The 17115-nt window shown below is 50.9% G+C and carries 10 protein-coding genes; 3 read left to right on the top strand and 7 right to left on the bottom strand.

Annotation, left to right across the window (positions count from 1 at the left end):
• Nucleotides 1–82: 82 nt before the first annotated feature.
• Entirely contained in the window at nucleotides 83–895 is an 813-nt protein-coding gene (locus tag Mal48_RS22110) for an EF-hand domain-containing protein (protein ID WP_145205055.1), read from the bottom strand.
• A 105-nt stretch (nucleotides 896–1000) separates the two neighbouring features.
• Between Mal48_RS22110 and Mal48_RS22105 the strand changes: the two genes are divergently transcribed.
• Nucleotides 1001–2437 carry a pectate lyase gene (locus Mal48_RS22105; RefSeq protein ID WP_197441911.1) on the top strand — a complete coding sequence of 479 codons (1437 nt, stop codon included), beginning with the start codon at nucleotides 1001–1003 and terminating at the stop codon, nucleotides 2435–2437.
• Between the two features lie 64 nt (nucleotides 2438–2501).
• On the opposite strand, the gene Mal48_RS22100 is transcribed toward Mal48_RS22105, so the two are convergent.
• A complete protein-coding gene (locus tag Mal48_RS22100) occupies nucleotides 2502–6545 on the bottom strand; it encodes a serine/threonine protein kinase (RefSeq protein ID WP_145205049.1) in 4044 nt (1347 codons plus the stop codon).
• Between the two features lie 375 nt (nucleotides 6546–6920).
• On the bottom strand, nucleotides 6921–8975 hold the full coding sequence (locus Mal48_RS22095; protein ID WP_145205046.1) for a hypothetical protein: 2055 nt from the start codon (nucleotides 8973–8975) through the stop codon (nucleotides 6921–6923).
• Between the two features lie 418 nt (nucleotides 8976–9393).
• On the opposite strand from Mal48_RS22095, the gene Mal48_RS22090 reads away from it, so the two are divergent.
• On the top strand, nucleotides 9394–10503 hold the full coding sequence (locus Mal48_RS22090) for a hypothetical protein (RefSeq protein WP_145205043.1): 1110 nt from the start codon (nucleotides 9394–9396) through the stop codon (nucleotides 10501–10503).
• A gap of 101 nt (nucleotides 10504–10604) precedes the next feature.
• Here Mal48_RS22090 and Mal48_RS22085 read toward each other — a convergent pair whose 3' ends face one another.
• From Mal48_RS22085 to Mal48_RS22070, 4 genes are all read right to left on the bottom strand, one after another.
• On the bottom strand, nucleotides 10605–11594 hold the full coding sequence (locus Mal48_RS22085; protein ID WP_145205040.1) for an endonuclease/exonuclease/phosphatase family protein: 990 nt from the start codon (nucleotides 11592–11594) through the stop codon (nucleotides 10605–10607).
• Nucleotides 11595–11737: 143 nt separating this feature from the next.
• Nucleotides 11738–12643: a dihydroorotate dehydrogenase electron transfer subunit gene (locus tag Mal48_RS22080; protein WP_145205037.1), complete on the bottom strand. Its 906-nt coding sequence runs from the start codon at nucleotides 12641–12643 to the stop codon at nucleotides 11738–11740.
• A 257-nt stretch (nucleotides 12644–12900) separates the two neighbouring features.
• Entirely contained in the window at nucleotides 12901–14100 is a 1200-nt protein-coding gene (gene lhgO / locus Mal48_RS22075) for an L-2-hydroxyglutarate oxidase (protein WP_145205033.1), read from the bottom strand.
• A 93-nt stretch (nucleotides 14101–14193) separates the two neighbouring features.
• A complete protein-coding gene (locus Mal48_RS22070) occupies nucleotides 14194–15261 on the bottom strand; it encodes an NHL domain-containing protein (protein WP_145205030.1) in 1068 nt (355 codons plus the stop codon).
• Nucleotides 15262–15557: 296 nt separating this feature from the next.
• Between Mal48_RS22070 and Mal48_RS22065 the strand changes: the two genes are divergently transcribed.
• Complete coding sequence (locus tag Mal48_RS22065) at nucleotides 15558–17096, top strand: sulfatase-like hydrolase/transferase (protein WP_145205028.1); 1539 nt, start codon at nucleotides 15558–15560, stop codon at nucleotides 17094–17096.
• The last annotated feature ends 19 nt before the right edge of the window (nucleotides 17097–17115 follow it).

Raw genomic sequence — 17115 nt, 5'->3', positions numbered from 1 at the left:
AGATCGCTTTCACAACTTGACAGACTGCTCACAACAAGCCAGCTCTGGAGAACCAATACTCGAGATGCTTTCGCGTCCGAGACTATTCACTTTCAGCAGCGGCTTCTTCTGCGGGTTTGGTTGTGGCGTCTTTTGGTTCTGCCTTTTTCTCTGCTGCTTCAGATTCTTTCTTCGTTTTTTCTGGAGAGCTGCCTTCTGCTGCGGGAGATTCGCTTCCTCGATTTTTACGAGCAGCCCGCATGGCAGCGAACTCTTCAGCATCTGCAAAACCATCGCCGTTTGTATCGATACGATCAAAGATTTGCTGCATTCTCTCAGGAGCTTCTTCCTTGCTGAGCTTTCCATCTCCATCGGCATCAAGCTCCATTGGATCAAAATCTCGACCGCCTCTCTGACGACCGGTTTCCCCATCGCCATCACCTCCCGGAGCTGCATCTCCTACCGGGGCACCTTCAATCGACGGATCAGGTCCTGACTCCTCTTCATCTTCACCAGTGGCTGCGACTTTCTCTTCAATTTCAGGTGGAGCGTCAGTCACTAAAGTGAGAACGATATTATCTTCGTCGTAAGGAAGGTGAATTGCCCCAAAATCTTTGAGGAGTCCTTTCCAGCGGTATGTGACTTTTTGGCCTTCCACGGTCTTCGTTGGAAAACCAAAGACGAGTGTATCTGCCTCTTCAACCGTAAGTGGTCTCGGGTCTACCCCGTCATCTTCATTGATTCGTTTTTGCAGCCTGGGCAGCGTCATCGAGTATCCAAAACGTGCGATCCCCTCGGTGCAGACGAAGAGGACCATAATCCCGATCAATCCCCAAACGGCGACACGTTCTACAGGATTTCGTTTCGGTTTCGCCTCTGTTGTCGCTACGCTGGGAGAATTGGATTCATCAGACATGACATCGTGCCTTAAAGAACAGGTTATGAAGTTGACTCAATGGATCAAAGAGCGATCATACGTGTGTGGCAAATGAAATGGAATCAAAAGAAGATGAGAAAACCAATGAAGTCCGTTTTTCACATGACTCTTGTACTGATTGTGTCGAGCTTCAGCACTGTCAACGCTCAGGATTTTCCCTCACAGGAGCAGGCGGAAGAGGCACTTCAGAAGGCGGTACGTTTTTACCGGGAAAACGTCGGTGTTCAAGGAGGTTCGGTTTATCGTGTCAGTTCCGATTTAAAAAAACGGGAAGGTGAAAATCGCGTCGGACCTCGCGAAGCGTGGATCGAGCCACCAGCGACAGGAGCAGTAGGGATGGCTTACGTCCGTGCCTGGAAATTGACCAACTTGCCTGTCTTCAAAGAAGCCATGCTGGAAACAGCGGACGGTCTGATCCGTGGTCAACTTGAGTCTGGTGGTTGGGGAGAAAACATCGAATTCGATCCAGACTTGCGACCTCGGTACGCCTATCGTGTCGACCCTCGAACAGACTCAAAGAATAGAAGAAATTACTCCACATTCGATGACAATAAATCGCAATCGTCTCTTCAGTGCTTAATGCTCACAGATCAGGCGTTAGACTTTAAGAATCAGCAAATCCACGAAGCAGCCATGTATGCCTTGAACGCCTTTGTCGATGCGCAATATCCCAATGGAGCATGGCCACAGCGATTTACTGAAGAGACACCAAAAAATGAAAACGCTCAACTCAAAGCAAGCTTTCCCGACTCATGGAGTCGGGAATACCAAAAGATTTCTTATTCGAAATTCTACACACTCAACGACAACACTATCTCCGACCTGATTCGGCTGATGCTGATCGCCTACGAAATTTACGAAGACGAGCAATGGCTTGACGCAGCGAAACGGGGTGGAGATTTTTTAATTCTCGCCCAACTTCCTGAACCTCAACCGGGCTGGGCTCAGCAATACAATGAACGCATGCAACCGGAATGGGCACGAAAGTTTGAGCCACCTGCCATCAGCGGGTTGGAGTCGCAAGGTGCGATGGAAGTCCTGCTGCTGTTGTACGATAAAACTGGAGAAGAACGATTTCTGAAACCGATCCCTCGGGCTCTCGAGTATTATCGTTCCATTCAATTTAAAGATGGTCAGCTGGCACGTTTTTACGAAATGGGAACCGACAAACCGTTGTATTTCACTCGCGATTACAAACTTGTTTACACCGATGACGACCTGCCGACTCATTACGGCTTTAAAGTCAGATCCAAACTGGACAGGCTGGAAAAGCAATACCAGACTTTGCGCAGCAACGGCCCTTCCAAAAGATCCCTGATTCGCTCCGTGAGAGCACCGAAGATGAGTGAGAATCTAGCAAACCGGACAGCAAAGGTAATCCGCTCTCTCGATCAACGTGGAGCTTGGGTCGAAGATGGAAGCATGAAGAATTTCGATGGTGTCAGTAAAGTCATTGACACGCGAACTTATACACGGAACATCTTAACTCTCGCGGACTTCATCGCAGCGACAAAAAGATGACGCATTGAAACAGATTTCAATAAACGTTGAGCTGGCGCAGAGGAAAGTCCTTTCGCCTCGGTCATCAAAACCCTTTCGGAGTATTGACTCGTCCGGGTTTCGAACTTTTCTCTGCAGAGTTCCCGCCCTCTCGTGGCCCGATGGTTGAAATGGTAGCCCCGATGGGGGTTCCAGTTGCAGACCAGATTGCAGACTCGCTGCTGCCAGCGATCTGAAAATCCTGCGGAGCCAATTTGTCGACATCATCGATTTTCTTGTCAAAGATAATCGCCCTTGGTCCGTAAAGCGGGTTCATAACATGATGTGGGCCCCAGAAGCTTTTCCAGGCAACTGGAAACGAGCCAGGCAAACGCTCTTCGGGAACCAGAATTGGAGTTTGTATTTGTGGAGCATACGCACAGGAGATGTCCCACCACTGAAGGCTTGCCCGAAGCGTCTTCAACGAATCACTTTTTAGAATAGAAGACTCGCTGGGATCGGTAATCGATGGAGCGAACACTGAATCAGAGACAAAGACCACAATCGGTTGTTGCGAGCCTGTTGTTGCGAAAGCCGCTTTGGCATGGCTGAATGTCGATTGTTTGACATCCACGAAACCAACCGGAGTCTCCCCCTTCATCGTCATTGCGTCAGCTCCTGAAACCAGAATCGAGTCCACAAGTTGGATTGACTGGTTGGTGGCGTCAAGTGAAACGAGTGGGCCCGGACTACTGAGCATCGAAGATTCAATCGAAACCAAATTGTGCTGTGAAGTCGAATTGGCCTCGAATGCAATCAGAGTTCTCGGGTTCGTTTTATTGAACCGTTGAGAAATCTGGGACCGAACAATTTGAACGCTGCCTCCCTGACGCACTTTCAGGAAGAGTGGAGAAGGTGATTCAGTATTCGTGGCTCTTAATTCAACACGAGCCTCTTCGATTTGCACCTCTCCACCCTCAACCAGAAACATCGGTGCAGCTTGAGCAACTGATTTTGGCGAGACCGTGAGAGCCATTCCGGAAGATTGTTCGAATCGAATTCGCAGCCTCCGGTTCGTCAGTGTCACAGGAGGAAGTGTCCGCACACCCGCTCCATAACAGATGACTGTCGTTCCATCGGGACATTCAGGGCTAGCAAGAAACTTGGGGAAGCGATCTGCCCGACTCAGATCGAATCGGACTGTCTTCCCCTTGAAGACCATTGGCTGATGTTGAGCAACTTGATGAGAAATTTTCTCCAGTACTTGTTGACGCTCGACAGCGACCGGTTCGATGGTTGCCACAGATTCAAAGTCGACACCTAACTGAGAGCGTTCGCCTGCACCTGGTTCGAGGAATTCTTTCAATCGCTCGCTGACATCGGCAGCGGTGACAAGAACAGGATTTTTGAACAAGTCGCCCGCTTGTTCAACTTCTATGACATCGCTGCCGGGGAGAGTGGTCTTCCAAAATGATTTCCATTTCTCGACATTCAAGACCGATTCGACTGAGACGTTCTCCACGACAACTTCTGTGAGAACTGGCTGATTGAAAAACAGAACGTGTTGAGTCTTCAGCGAGACCTGTTTCGTCGATTCTTTCGCAGGGATATTCACCAGTTGAATCGCTGCGCTCGGAGCCGCTTGTCCGATGGAAATGGATCGTTGCCAGTCAAGACGACAGTTCCCGAATGACTGACCTTGGTCTTGTCCGACGAACTGAATCCCCGCAGTCCCACCACAAAATGTGCTATTCGAAATTTGAAGATGCTGGTCGACCTTCCCGGGTCCGACTCCAACGCGCACGAGAGGATCGCTCTTTGAAATGAGCAATGAATTGTGGCAGTACAGATCGCAAGAGACATGCTTGATATTCACCGCGGAGAAATGGTCTCCACGAATCAGGCAATTATCGATCAGAATCTGGTTGCCATTTGAGGATTTCCCCTGAATCGCAGCGAGCGTCGTGGAGGCATCGGAAAGGGAAGTAAAGGTGCAATCTCGGAGAATTAAATCAGTCCCATCAAGCTGGAGAAACTCCAACGGATGTTTACTCGAATTTGAAATCATGAAGTTCAGCCCGACAAGTTCCAGAGCCCCTCCTTCAACTCGCAACCATGGTTTCGGGAGTTCCGTTTCCTCCTGAGAGATAGCACGATAGGTCAGAACAGAGCCTTCTCCGCCACCGCGGATTGTAAGCCGTTCTTTTAGCGAAAGACTGACCGGCTGAAGGTCATCGTACAATTCTTGAGGAAGCTCAATGTTGCAGGACCGATCACTGACAGAGTGGATCGCTTGACTCAGATTCAAAAATGTCGAACGCCCTTTCTGTCCTCTTTGGACGCGGAATCTCTCGACATTGGTGTCCTTGGGGCGTTCACGATCGGCAATCACCCAGCGTGGAGGAAGACCTTGCCGAGCATCGCGATCTCCTGTTGTCTGCGAGTTCCCTGATTGGTTTTGAAGATTGCGGTCTTTCTCTGACTTTGAGGAAACCCCTTCCTCGTTCAGTGCGAGATCCTGCGAATTTTTCGAGGTGCCGTTCTCAGAGGTTTCGTCATACGGATTCACCAGCGGGATTCCGGAATCTCCTCCAAACTTTGAATAGCCCCAGAAGAACAACGCGATCACTCCTGCGATCCCAATCAGAATCCCCCCAGCCTTTCTCCAGTCCAGCGAAATTGAGACTGGCGCAGACTTCTTCGATGATCTCGATTCTTTGCCGAGAGACTTCGAGGTCAGCGCAGCTTTTTTCTTCTTCGCGGGGTTCGCTTTCGTGGGATTTTTTATTGATTGCGGTTTGTTTTGTTCTTTGGGTCGTTGTGAATTCTTTTTCTTAGCAGACTTTTTACTGTCAGATTTGAAAGCATTCTTTTTTTCCGGGGCCGACTTCCGTTTGCGTGGAGTTGGGGCAATTGGCTCTGGTTCGTGAAGTTCCTCAGCACTGCGAACACGCTTAAGCGGTTGACGATGAATCGGGGTTTCCTGTGTGACGGGCTCGGCAGACTCTTCTTCGTTTTGAGTTCTTTTCGGCGGCCGTTGTTTCTGCTGGGCCCCCAACTTGTCGTCAGACTGTTCTGCTTTCTCCTTGCCTCGCTTAGGAACATTCAGACTCGTGGACGGAGCGGTAGGGTATTCACTTTTCTTGAGAAGTTTTGATTGAGTCTCTTCCTGGACGACAAAGTCGAGCGAGTCATCGTCTTCGCTGGAAAAAGACATTTCATCGTCCTCCTCCTCAGCCAGCAGTGTGGCGAGAAGTTGGTTCGAATCAGCCTCCAGATTGGGAGTATTGTTGAGATCGTCCAGAAGTTCATCCGGTGTCTGGTAGCGATCCTGTTTCTTCTTGGACATCATGCGGTGAATGACTGCAACCAGCGCTTCACTCACGCTGTCGTTGAAGTCTCGCGGATCGGGAATCGGCTTCTCCGAATGTGCCCGCAACTTATTGGTCAGATCCCCTTCCGGATAAGGAGGCGTACCTGTCAACATGTGAAACCAGGTACAGCCGAGCGAATAGATATCGCTGCGAATGTCGGCATGCTTACTGTTTGCAGCTTGCTCCGGTGACATATAATCGACTGTGCCAACGGTTGTTCCCGCCCGGGTGATGGTGGTGTCCAGTGTCTCGTCGATGGAACGGGCCAGACCCATATCAGCCAGTTTGACGGTCCCGTCTTTGGCGATCATGATATTCGCTGGTTTGATGTCTCGGTGAACCAGTTTCTTCTCATGTGCATGTTGAAGAGCAGCGGCAACTTGCTTAATGATGTTGATCGATCGTTTGACGGGGATACGTTCCCGCTTTTTCATCCATTGATGAAGATCAATCCCGTCGACGAATTCCAATGCGATATAAAGATACCCATCAGCCTGATCTGCATCGAAAACACTGACGATATTATCGTGAGTGAGCATCGCAGAGGCCCGCGCTTCAGATTGAAAGCGGCGGATGAGAATCGGATTTTCGGCGCGCTCTTTAGGAAGGACTTTCAGTGCCACCGTGCGGCCAAGAAGTGTGTCCTCTGCAAGATAGACCGTCCCCATTCCGCCAGCACCGATTCGACGGACGATCCGGTACTTGCCAAGCTTTTTCAGGTCAGCTTGAACATGTCCAGAGGGTTTGAAAGACAGCGATTGCGAGTCTGAAGTCATGAGGCAACAGCAAGCGGCCGAGCAAAGTGAAGGGGAACCAACGCGACGTCTTATCCCGATTCTACATCAAAAGGCCGCAGTTGTCGCCAAGTTCTCATCCAGAAGTTTCGATTCTGGGGCTTTCCGCTCATGGTTGATCGTTTTTGAACGTAAATCAGGTCGCCAGATCCGAAAGCGGCCTTGCCGATTGACGTTTTTACGGGTTCGGAGACTCGGTCCCCCTGTGCCGGGAACATCGATCAAATGGACCTGTTCTCACCAATCATGGCGAGGGACTTCAGAGATCAAGATCACCGATATTCAAGGCTGAAGACCAACATCCGAGAGTGCAATAGCGCACTCTCGAACTACGGACACACGGCAGAGCAAACCGCTCTAACGAGCGTAGAGGTCGGGCGAAATTGGTTCGAAGGAGCTATGACGATTGCCATCCTGGTGCGTGACTGGTGGTTCAGGTGACTGGATGAACTCCTGCCCCATGAGCGATTGTGATTGCTCGTAACGGGAGTCTGGGATGCCCGTGTATGGAGCAACTTGCTGTTGCTGTTGAGTTGGAAGGCTTTCTGCCTGAACTGATCTTGATGCCTGAATGACTGGTGCTTTTGTCGCTCCCTTGGGGAGAAGCTGACCGGCAGCGATCATTTGCCGGGCAGTTTGGAGAAAGGCAAATTGTTTCGTTGGTGAAGCCTCGTTGATCATGGAAACATCATGCACCACATAGCGTTCCCCTCTGCGGACCATCTTGATCTCGGATGAAATCGTGCCGTCGCTGGTATGGACAACAATCCACGATTGATTCGGAGAAATCCGCATCACTTCGCTCATCAATGGCCGCACCATCTGCTTGGAAAAATCAGGTACGTAATTCAACTGTCTCCAGATCATTTGATCGAGCCCGCTGTCTGAATACTTCGAGGCTTCATCCACATCTCCGCGGTTCACGCCGGATGCAAAAGCATGGATCGGAAGCATCAACTCCAGGTTGGCTTTCAACGAGACTGGACGATTGTGAGCTGGCATAATGACGTCGTCGACAGTCATCCAGCCTTCGCCTAAACGGAGAATGAAGGTCATTGGAGTCTCACCCTGAGCGATGGTAATTTCAGTAATATCGCCTCGGAATACTGTCGAGAGAACTTCAGGATCACCAGCGTCGATGTGAGGATAAGGCATAATCTTGAAGTGTTTAGAAGCTTCCAGTTTCCAAACACGTTCATTGAAGTCGTTACTCGACATGCTCCGAATTTGTTGAAGGTTACGAGTCCGCAATGCTTCGACATACAAATCCACAACTGAGCTTGAAAGCAACATGGCAGAGATTTTTTTTACATCTGAGCCGTTGGCTTCAAAAATTGTGACTTCATCCACTCTCGGCTCCGCAGCACGTGGCGAACCATCTTCGTTCTCGAGGTCAACGGTGCGTACAGTTAACATGTAAGTTGTTCCGTTCGCTTCGAGGAGAAGTTCGGTTCGGTCCTTGTGCTGCTTTGCGTCGTACTCATCTGCAATCATCATCTCAACGGGCAATCGAATGGAATCTAAATCTGCATTGAGAAGTGATTGCTTATAAAATGCGGGAGAAGCTGTCTCGGCAAGCTGATCGACGTCACCGGCAGCAAAACTCGCGAGAAACTCAGCAGACGAGTTCAAGGTTTTTGCCAGAGTCATCAGCGAACGCACACCAGTATCTCCTTTGCCCTTTGGCTCAATCGCAATATTCTGAACCTTCCAATTGTTGAGCTCTTTTCGATACTCAACAAACAGGCTTCCGTCCTGATGCGGGGCAACGACGACCGCATGATCTCCGTTTAACCGAGCTTCCGGTCGGAATGTGGACCGTCGGCCAGAACCGACTGCGTCCTCGGAAAGACGTTTGAACCAGTTCGGTGGCAATTTGGCAAGATGCTCGTGAAGTTCTTCGGTGCAGTGTTGCAATTTCACAGACCGTGGAGCTGATTCCCAATCCTTCAGAAGCTCTCGGCAACTTAACAACAAGTCCATTTGATCGGTCACTGATCGACGAATTTCCCGACCAGTCGTATCGTCCTGACTAAGAATGACGTCATCGACAACCCAGCGACCGGTCTCCCGATCGAGAGTCAACTTATAGTCAACCTCTTTTGCGTTATCTTCCTCACCGATCGCGACTGTCGCCATTTTCGTGACCTCGTCGATCGCTTCAATTGAAATCACACGTACTTCCCCTTTGGGGAATCGCAACAACTTCAGGTCCGAAATCGCTTCCGGTTGCCGCAATGCTTTCGATCCAAAGTCGCTGGAGGTCGCCACTCGGATCTGTTCGAGATCTTGCGACTCCAGACTCGCTGAGAAATCCATAATGGCTCGCCGGGCCATCAGGTTCGTACACCCTTGGGCGACAAGGCCAGCGAGCAAAATGAAAGTGAATACAAACTTTGGGCGGAACATCATGTTCGTCCCCGTAATGGAGGGTGGAGGATGACACGACCACTTCAGGATTCAGTGGACCTGTCAGCTGAGGATTGGATTTTTTGATGGGAAAAGTGTTCTCCATGACTTGGGAAAGATCGTCAAGCGGGAGTTTCCGCGACTTCAGGCAAGAAAATGGCATTTGGCGTGGAATTCTTAAAGGATTCTTGAAAGAGAGCCATTTTTACTGAAAAAACGCTATAGACACATTCTTGCCGATCAAGGTACAACCTCAGCCAAGGCAATCGGCAGGATTGGCCGAATTGAGCAAAACAGGTTTCGTATGGAGGCGATCATCCTGTGAGTTCAATCGACCAGCTGATTCCTTCCCTTCGTTTTTCCTCTCTCTGCTTCAGAGATCCCTCTCTAAGCACCCTTCCCTCCATGACCGAGGATTTGGATGATGAGTTCGGTCATCAAACCAACTTTGCCCCTATCACTGGCGCTGTTCAGCTTGTGCTTAATCACACTGAATGGCTGCGCTTATGGACCCGGCCCCTACAGTGGAGGTTACGGGGCGAACCCCTACGGGACCTCGCCTTACGGTTCAAGCTACCCCGGTTCTTACCCCGGTGGCTATCAACAAGCACCGATTCAAACACTTCAGCCAGGCCAGCAATATGTTCCGAACGGAACTGTCGTCCCTGGAGGAGTTTACCCCGGAGGATCGGGGACAAGCACTCCGACATATCAAAACAATGGGGGGGGACTCCAACCCATCCCGAACCCCAGCGGAGCAAGTAATGACGCTCCGCCGTATTCATCAACGGAGATCAACAAACCGGTCCCCAATCCATCAAGCCCCAATGGAAGCCCGTTCTACAACAACAGTGCATCCAGAACATTTCAGCCACCGATCCAGGCCAGCGAAATTCAACCCGCCTCGATGGATGAACCAATTCGCGGGATCGACAATGGGCTGAGAGAATCCAATATCAATTCGCCGGCGCAACCAAACTCGGTTTACAGCCCACCGACCGCATCTGCTCCAATCGCTCCGATTTCACCAATCTCGCCGAACTCGTCTCCAATGGACGAGGCGATTGACATTAACAGTCCAGCGGCACCACCAATGCAAGCGATTCCTCCGGCGAACTTTGGAAACGACCCTTTCGGTTCCCCAGCACCGGCACCATCACAGAATGATTCCGCTCCCAAAGCGATGCCCCTGCCAATGCTGAAGAACTCCAGCAACATCAAGTCTTACAAACCGATTTCTGAAGCAACTGGACCGTTCGCTCACGATGAGAATTTCAAGTGGCTCCGCGGCGTCGTCAGCAAAGATGAACCGACAGGAACATGGAGCGTCGTTTACTCCGACAATCCACAACAGTCAGACAAGTTCGCCGGACATCTTTCCCTCGCTGCCAGTCCCTACTTAAAAGGTCTCAGCGACGGCGATGTTGTCGAACTTAAAGGTGAAGTCGATCCCGTCATGAAAGACCCACTCGGCAAACCTGTCTACCTTGTCTCCCATCTTCACACGATTACGAAAGCTCCCGCACAGTAGTTGCTGATGTGAATGCTGTATTCAAGACTGTACGCCGGACAGATGAAATGTCCGGCTTTTTATATTGAACCCGTAAAAACACCCCTCTCTCTTTTCTCGCATCAATCTTGTGCGATACTGAAATCGACAACGACCGGATAGTGATCACTCCCGTTGTTGCTCCCGATTTCTCGCTCATGAACCTGCACCTCATCGCTCGTGAGGACGTGATCGATTGGAATCCAGAAAAGTGGATTCGTGGCTGGCCATGTTGGTTGAATCCCGAATCCCGCGCGGCTGTCCCGCAAGCCTGTTGATTCAAGAACATCTTTGAAATATGGCGACCACGGTGTCACATTTAAGTCGCCCAGTAAAATCTTCGGCCCATCGATCCTGCCAACAACCTCCGAAACAGCTTCGAGCTGCTGGTTTCTCCAGCCGGACAGCTTCTTCCCTCCCGGGGGGAGCGGATGTGTGCCGACCAAAGTCACGACCTGATGATCGACCTGGACCCGAGCAAGAACCGATGGCAACTCCCGTACTCCAATGTGGACGATCTCCGCATTCATGGGAAGTTTGCTGAACAGAGCAATTCCAAAGTTGTCGCTGCGAGCGAAGGAAACGGAATGACGATACTCCTCCTTCAATTCTCGCAGCGAAGCCATCCATCGATCATCCACTTCCATGACGAGAAACAGGTCAGGATCTTCTTTCCGAATCCATTTCAAAAATTCGGCATGATCTCGATTCGAAGTCTGAACATTCGCTGAAACGAGACGCAATGACCGCCCCTCTGACGATGGTTGCTGTGATGCCTGCTGTAACGGTTGCTGAACTGGGAGATAAACTGGCAAGACAAGCAGAAGATTGTACCCGAGCGCAACTCCCGCCAGAGCTGAAAACGTCCATCGCCGATGCCTCAGCAGCAGACCAACAACCAGAATGAGTGCCAGTGAATACTGCACATGAAAACTGGTCAGCAAATCGAACATCCAGAAATGCTGTGCAAACAACGACAGAACGGTCGCAGCCGACAACAAGACTCCACCTCTGATCGCCATTTTCAAGAGCGGTCGGCTTTGTCGATGATCGTCATTTCCCGTGATGTTCATTCACCGAAGTATTCAAGAGCAGTTTTGAAAAAGATGTACACGAACAGTCTCGTGGAGATGAGTGATTCATGAAATGAAATCGCTCTTCACGGACACAAGAAACACGAAAGTGTTCTAAAATGTCGAGAACCGATTGCCTGCTGTCACTCGGGAATCGCGAGAGTCTCAGCTGGGAAGATGGGACCTTCGACGCAAGTTCGGCGGTAGTCCCACTCGTTATTTTCAATACGGACTTTTGTAACGCAACTGAAGCAAGCACCGAAGCCGCACGCCATCGGAGTCTCCAGCGATAGCCAACAGGGGAGATTTGCCGCAGCACAAATTCGGGCAACTGCGTGCATCATAGGTTCGGGACCGCAGCAATAAACGCCATCTGGCCGTTCGCTTCCACTTCGAGCAAGTATCTCGTTGACGAGATCAGTCACCAGCCCGTGGTGCCCTGCCGTTCCATCATCGGTGGAAATTTGTATTTCCAGACCTTCAAGGTCGCCGAAGTCGGAAAGATCAGCAACGACTGATTTCGTTTGAGATCCGTAACAAAACGTCACGCGATTCGCAGGTTCAGCTCCTTCGTAACGGTCGGAATCATTTCCGTACTTTCGCTGACCGAGAACTTCTCGGGAGACTGCCAGAAACGGTGTGTAACCAATTCCTCCACCTACACAAAGTAAATGCTGACCTTCGTAAACCGGGAACCCGTTCCCAAATGGTCCCGAGAGTTCCACTTCTTCACCTTCTGACCAATGACTCATCAAACTGGTCATCTTGCCAATCACGTGATAAGCAAACTCAAAGGCGACTGGAGCCCCGGAGTCGTCGACGACGGTGTCGTACAAGGCGAAAGGTCTCCCGAGAAGCGGGTCTGTTCCGTTCGCGGGGCGAATCATGAAGAATTGCCCCGGCCTGATCGCAGATGCCATTTGTGGTGCTGCGATGCGCACAGCGTAGGTCCCATCAGCGAGTTGTCGTTGAGAAATCACTGTTGCCGATTCCTGATGAGCAGTCAGAACTTGTCCAGGCAGGCAATCGTGTTGAGGAGAAGTGTTCATTGAATTTTCTGTGTTTGATTCATTTCGCCCCGGATGTCTCTGCATATTCATTCATGCGGACTAGAGCATCTTTCGAATTGGTTTGCAGGATCTGCCTCGTGGCGAACAGCATTATAATTAGAACTGATCCTGAAACTTGAAATTGCTCTCTCAATCATTGTGAGAACAGCGATTCCAGAGGTTTTCGGACTGGTTCTCGAGAAATGCGTCCTCCACGGGCACACGGTAGTGCAAACTGCTCTAAGTGTGAATGATACTCACACACCGCGTACGTTGAGGCGTTCGACGACCAGTTTACCGATATTGAGTGCCGCCGTCGCTGCCGGGGAGGGAGCATTTCCAACATGGACAATTCGTTCCGATTCCTGAAACACAAAATCGTCCAGTAATTTCCCATCTCTCCCGACTGCCTGAGCACGTACTCCCGCTGGAGCGGCAATTAGATGCTCGCTGCGAATCTCCGGGACAAGTCTTTGAAGAGCTTTGACAAAGGCGTGTTTGTTCCAGGACCGCCACATCTCACCGATCCCGGTTTGCCAGTTGCTGGCCGCCAATTTCAAAAAACCTGGGTGCCCCAGCGAACTCGACAGGTCGCGGAGATTGAGGTTTGTCTTTTTGTAACCATCACGAGCAAAGGCCAGCACCGCATTCGGTCCACACTCGACGCCCCCGGAAATCATCTTTGTGAAGTGAACGCCGAGAAATGGAAATGCCGGATCGGGGACAGGATAGATCAAGCCTCGGCACAAGTATTCCGCTTCCGGTTTCAATTCAAAGAACTCCCCACGAAACGGCACAATCGGAGCCTCAGCTTTCTCCCCCGACATTTCAATCACGCGATCTGCCCATAAGCCGCCACAGGTTACAAGGTAAGAACATTTCAGCTCTCCCTGTTTCGAGACCACGACCACTTGATCTGGCTCGTGCCGAATCTCGGTCACTTCGGCATTCAGCCAAACGTTGCTGCCTGCTTCTCGAATCTTCTTTGCCAGTTTCTGAGCCACAACTTTATAGTCCACGATTCCTGTCTCGGGGACATGAATCGCAGCGATCCCGGCTGTGTGCGGTTCAATTTCATTGAGTCGTGACTGGCTGATGATCTCACAATCGACACCGTTCGCCTGTCCCCGCTCATAGATCCCCTTCAGCCGCTCCTCTTCAATCTTGTCGACAGCAACAATCACTTTGCCGCATAATTCAAAAGGGACGTCCTCCTGCTCGCAGAATTCCTGCATTGCCAGCTTCCCGGCGCGGCAGTTCTTCGCCCGAAGTGAATCAGGGCGATAGTAAATTCCCGAATGCAACACACCAGAGTTGTGCCCCGTTTGATGAAAGGCAACTTCTGATTCTTTCTCCAGAACAACAACAGACAATTGAGGGGACTTCTGCAACAACTGATACGCAGTCGCCAGTCCCACAATTCCCCCGCCAACAATCGCCACATCACACTTTTGCACTACTGGTCCTTTTGCTTGCCGAGTCTTAGCGACCGATATCTTCTTCTTTGTATGGCGAGAATTTCAGGCTTGTGTGAAATCCCTCAGCGACTCTCACTCGGCAGCAAAGCTAACCTTGAAGATCCGATTATTAGAGGTATCACAAACATACAGCGTTCCGTCCTGAATCGTGACACCATGCGGTTGGTTCAGCTTCAACTCTTTTTTGCCGAAACCTCGACCAAGGAGAGTACTCACAGTTTTTGTTTTCGGATCGTAACAACGGATCGCTGCGTTGGCGTCATCAGCGATGATCACGCGGTCTTCAGCATCGATGCAAATATGCTTTGGTGATGCCAGCTGAGATTCGAGAGCCGCCCCATCCTTGAAACCTTTTTCTCCAGTCCCTGCGACGGTCTCTATCCGTCCTTGGCTGTCGACTTTCCGAAGTGCGTGACCACCACGTTCGAGAATATAAATGTTGTCTTTCGAATCGACAGCGACTGCTCGCGGATCGACAAGTGGACTTTCAGTCGCCTTGGCTCCATCTTTGGGAACTCCCCGTTTTCCGTTGCCTGCGACCGTCGAAGTCAGGCCGGTTTTCAGGTCAATTTTTCGAATGCGACTGTTCTTGAGATCCGCAATGAAGAGTGCATCGCCAGCAGGGTTCAATGAAACACACATCAGGTAATCGAACTGGGCATCTTCGCCCCCCTTCCCATCACCGGAGAAGCCCGCTTTTCCGTTCCCGGCGAGTGTCCGAATCGTGCCCGCTTTCAGATCGATCTCGCGAAGACAATGATTAAATGAGTCTGCGATATACGCGCGGTCTTTCGAATCAATGGCGAGATTGTGCATCCCGTTGTATGTCGCTTTCGCGATCTTCCCACCATCACCCTTGTAGCTTCTGGAGCCATCTCCGGAGATCTGAACCGGAGTATGATCCTGCCCGAGGCGAAAGATCCGACCTCCTTCGAGTTCGACGACATACATCATTCCGGCGGAATCAAAGTCGATCCCGAACGGGCGATTAAATGGAAACGAGGACGGAGTCGCTGAGCCACCTTCCACCTTCAACAGGTCTCCCACCACAAATTCAACATTGCTGACAACCGGCTGAGCAGCCAGACTCAATGCAGCGAAACCAACACTGAAGAGGACTCCCAAAAACAATCGAAACATGAGACCGGATTCCTATTGAGTTGAACTTTGAAATGGTGAATTCTGTCCAGACAGCAGACCGAATTTCCACAAACAGTGCAAGCGAGCCCCACCCTGCCCAGCACAGTTCTCGGACTCAATAATCGACTCAGTTTTTGAAATGATCGCTGCCTGCTAACAGCAAACTTCACTCAGACCGGCATCTCTCCGGTGATTCATTTCAACTGTGGAACTCCAGAACGATGCCTTGCTCGACCGGAGTTGTTATAGTCATTTGAGAATTCTGTTCACTCGATTGAAGCCCAAGAGAATCGATCATGCTCAACAACTCTCTGCTTTTCCGACACGCTTCCCGACTGATTCTGCTGTCGATGATTATCTCCTTTACGGCTCAGGTGAGCATGGCTGCGGAGAAAACAGCGAAGCGACCAAACATCTTGTTCATTCTGGTCGATGATCAATCCCCTTTCGATCTCAAGGTCTACAATCCATCCTCGAAGCTGCAAACGCCAAACCTTGACAAGCTCGCCGCTGAAGGAATGGTCCTCGACGCCGCGTATCACATGGGGGCCTGGGTCGGAGCTGTCTGCACACCATCACGACACATGATCATGAGCGGACGGACAGTTTGGCACATTCCAGATCGACGCAAAAACAGCAAGAACAATCCGAATACCGCTGACCCAACCCGAGTCCCGCCTGACCTTGCTGAAAACACCATGGCAGCAGTTTTCAACCGCGCCGGGTATGACACAATGCGTACGTGCAAAAAAGGGAACAGCTACAACGCCGCCAACGCACAATTCACAGTCGTTAAAGATGCAACCAAACGAGGCGGAACCGATGAAACAGGCAGCCCCTGGCACGCCAGGCAAGTTTTGGAATACCTCGCGCAACGAGACGAAACTCGCGATGAAGATCCATTCTTGATTTACTTTGGATTTTCACATCCGCACGACACACGAGACGGAACACCCGAACTCCTCGCGAAGTATGGGGCGACGAACCACACCGACAAAAATAAACTTCCAGCTGTGAACCCTAAACAGCCGCAGCTCCCTGTGAATTATCTGCCTGAGCATCCGTTCCATCATGGTCATCCCAACTTGCGAGACGAAGTCGCTGTCAGCGGAGTCTGGAAGAATCGCGACGAACAAACGATCCGCAACGAGCTGGGTCGCGAGTTTGCCTGCAATGAAAACATCGACATCCAGATTGGTCGCGTCCTGAAGAAACTTGAAGAGATGGGGGAACTCGACAACACCTACATCTTCTACACCGCTGACCACGGCATGGCGATCGGCCGACACGGGTTACAAGGAAAGCAAAACCTTTACGAGCACACTTGGCGCGTCCCGTTCATCGCCAAAGGACCAGGAATCCTCGCCGGAAAACGGGCTCCGGGGAATATCTACCTGCTTGACATTCTCGCCACGATGTGTGATTTGACTGGCGTCGCACCTCCTTCATCGAATGAAGGACTCAGCTTCAAACCGATTCTTACTGGCGAACAACAAACGATTCGTGATGTTCTTTATGGAGTCTATTGCGGCGGAACAAAACCGGGGATGCGCAGCGTTAGGAAAGGAGACTGGAAGCTAATCAAGTACGATGTCCTCGACGGCAAAGTCCGCGAGACGCAGCTTTTCAACCTCGCTGAAAACCCGCATGAATTCCTTTCAGAACACCACGCCCCACAAATCGTCAAGCAGGTCGGAACGAAACCGACTCCCAAGCAGATCAACCTCGCCAGCGACCCTGCTTACAAAGAAAAGCTGGCAGAGATGGAAGCGTTGCTGCTGCAACAAATGACAGCTCTCCACGATCCCCACCGCCTGTGGAATCAATCAGAGTAAGCATGAGCAAAGCAGACGA

The sequence above is a fragment of the Thalassoglobus polymorphus genome, assembly GCF_007744255.1.
Classification (GTDB): Bacteria; Planctomycetota; Planctomycetia; order Planctomycetales; family Planctomycetaceae; genus Thalassoglobus; species Thalassoglobus polymorphus.
Note: the sequence above shows the minus strand (reverse complement) of the source record. Positions and strands in the feature narration are given on the sequence as shown.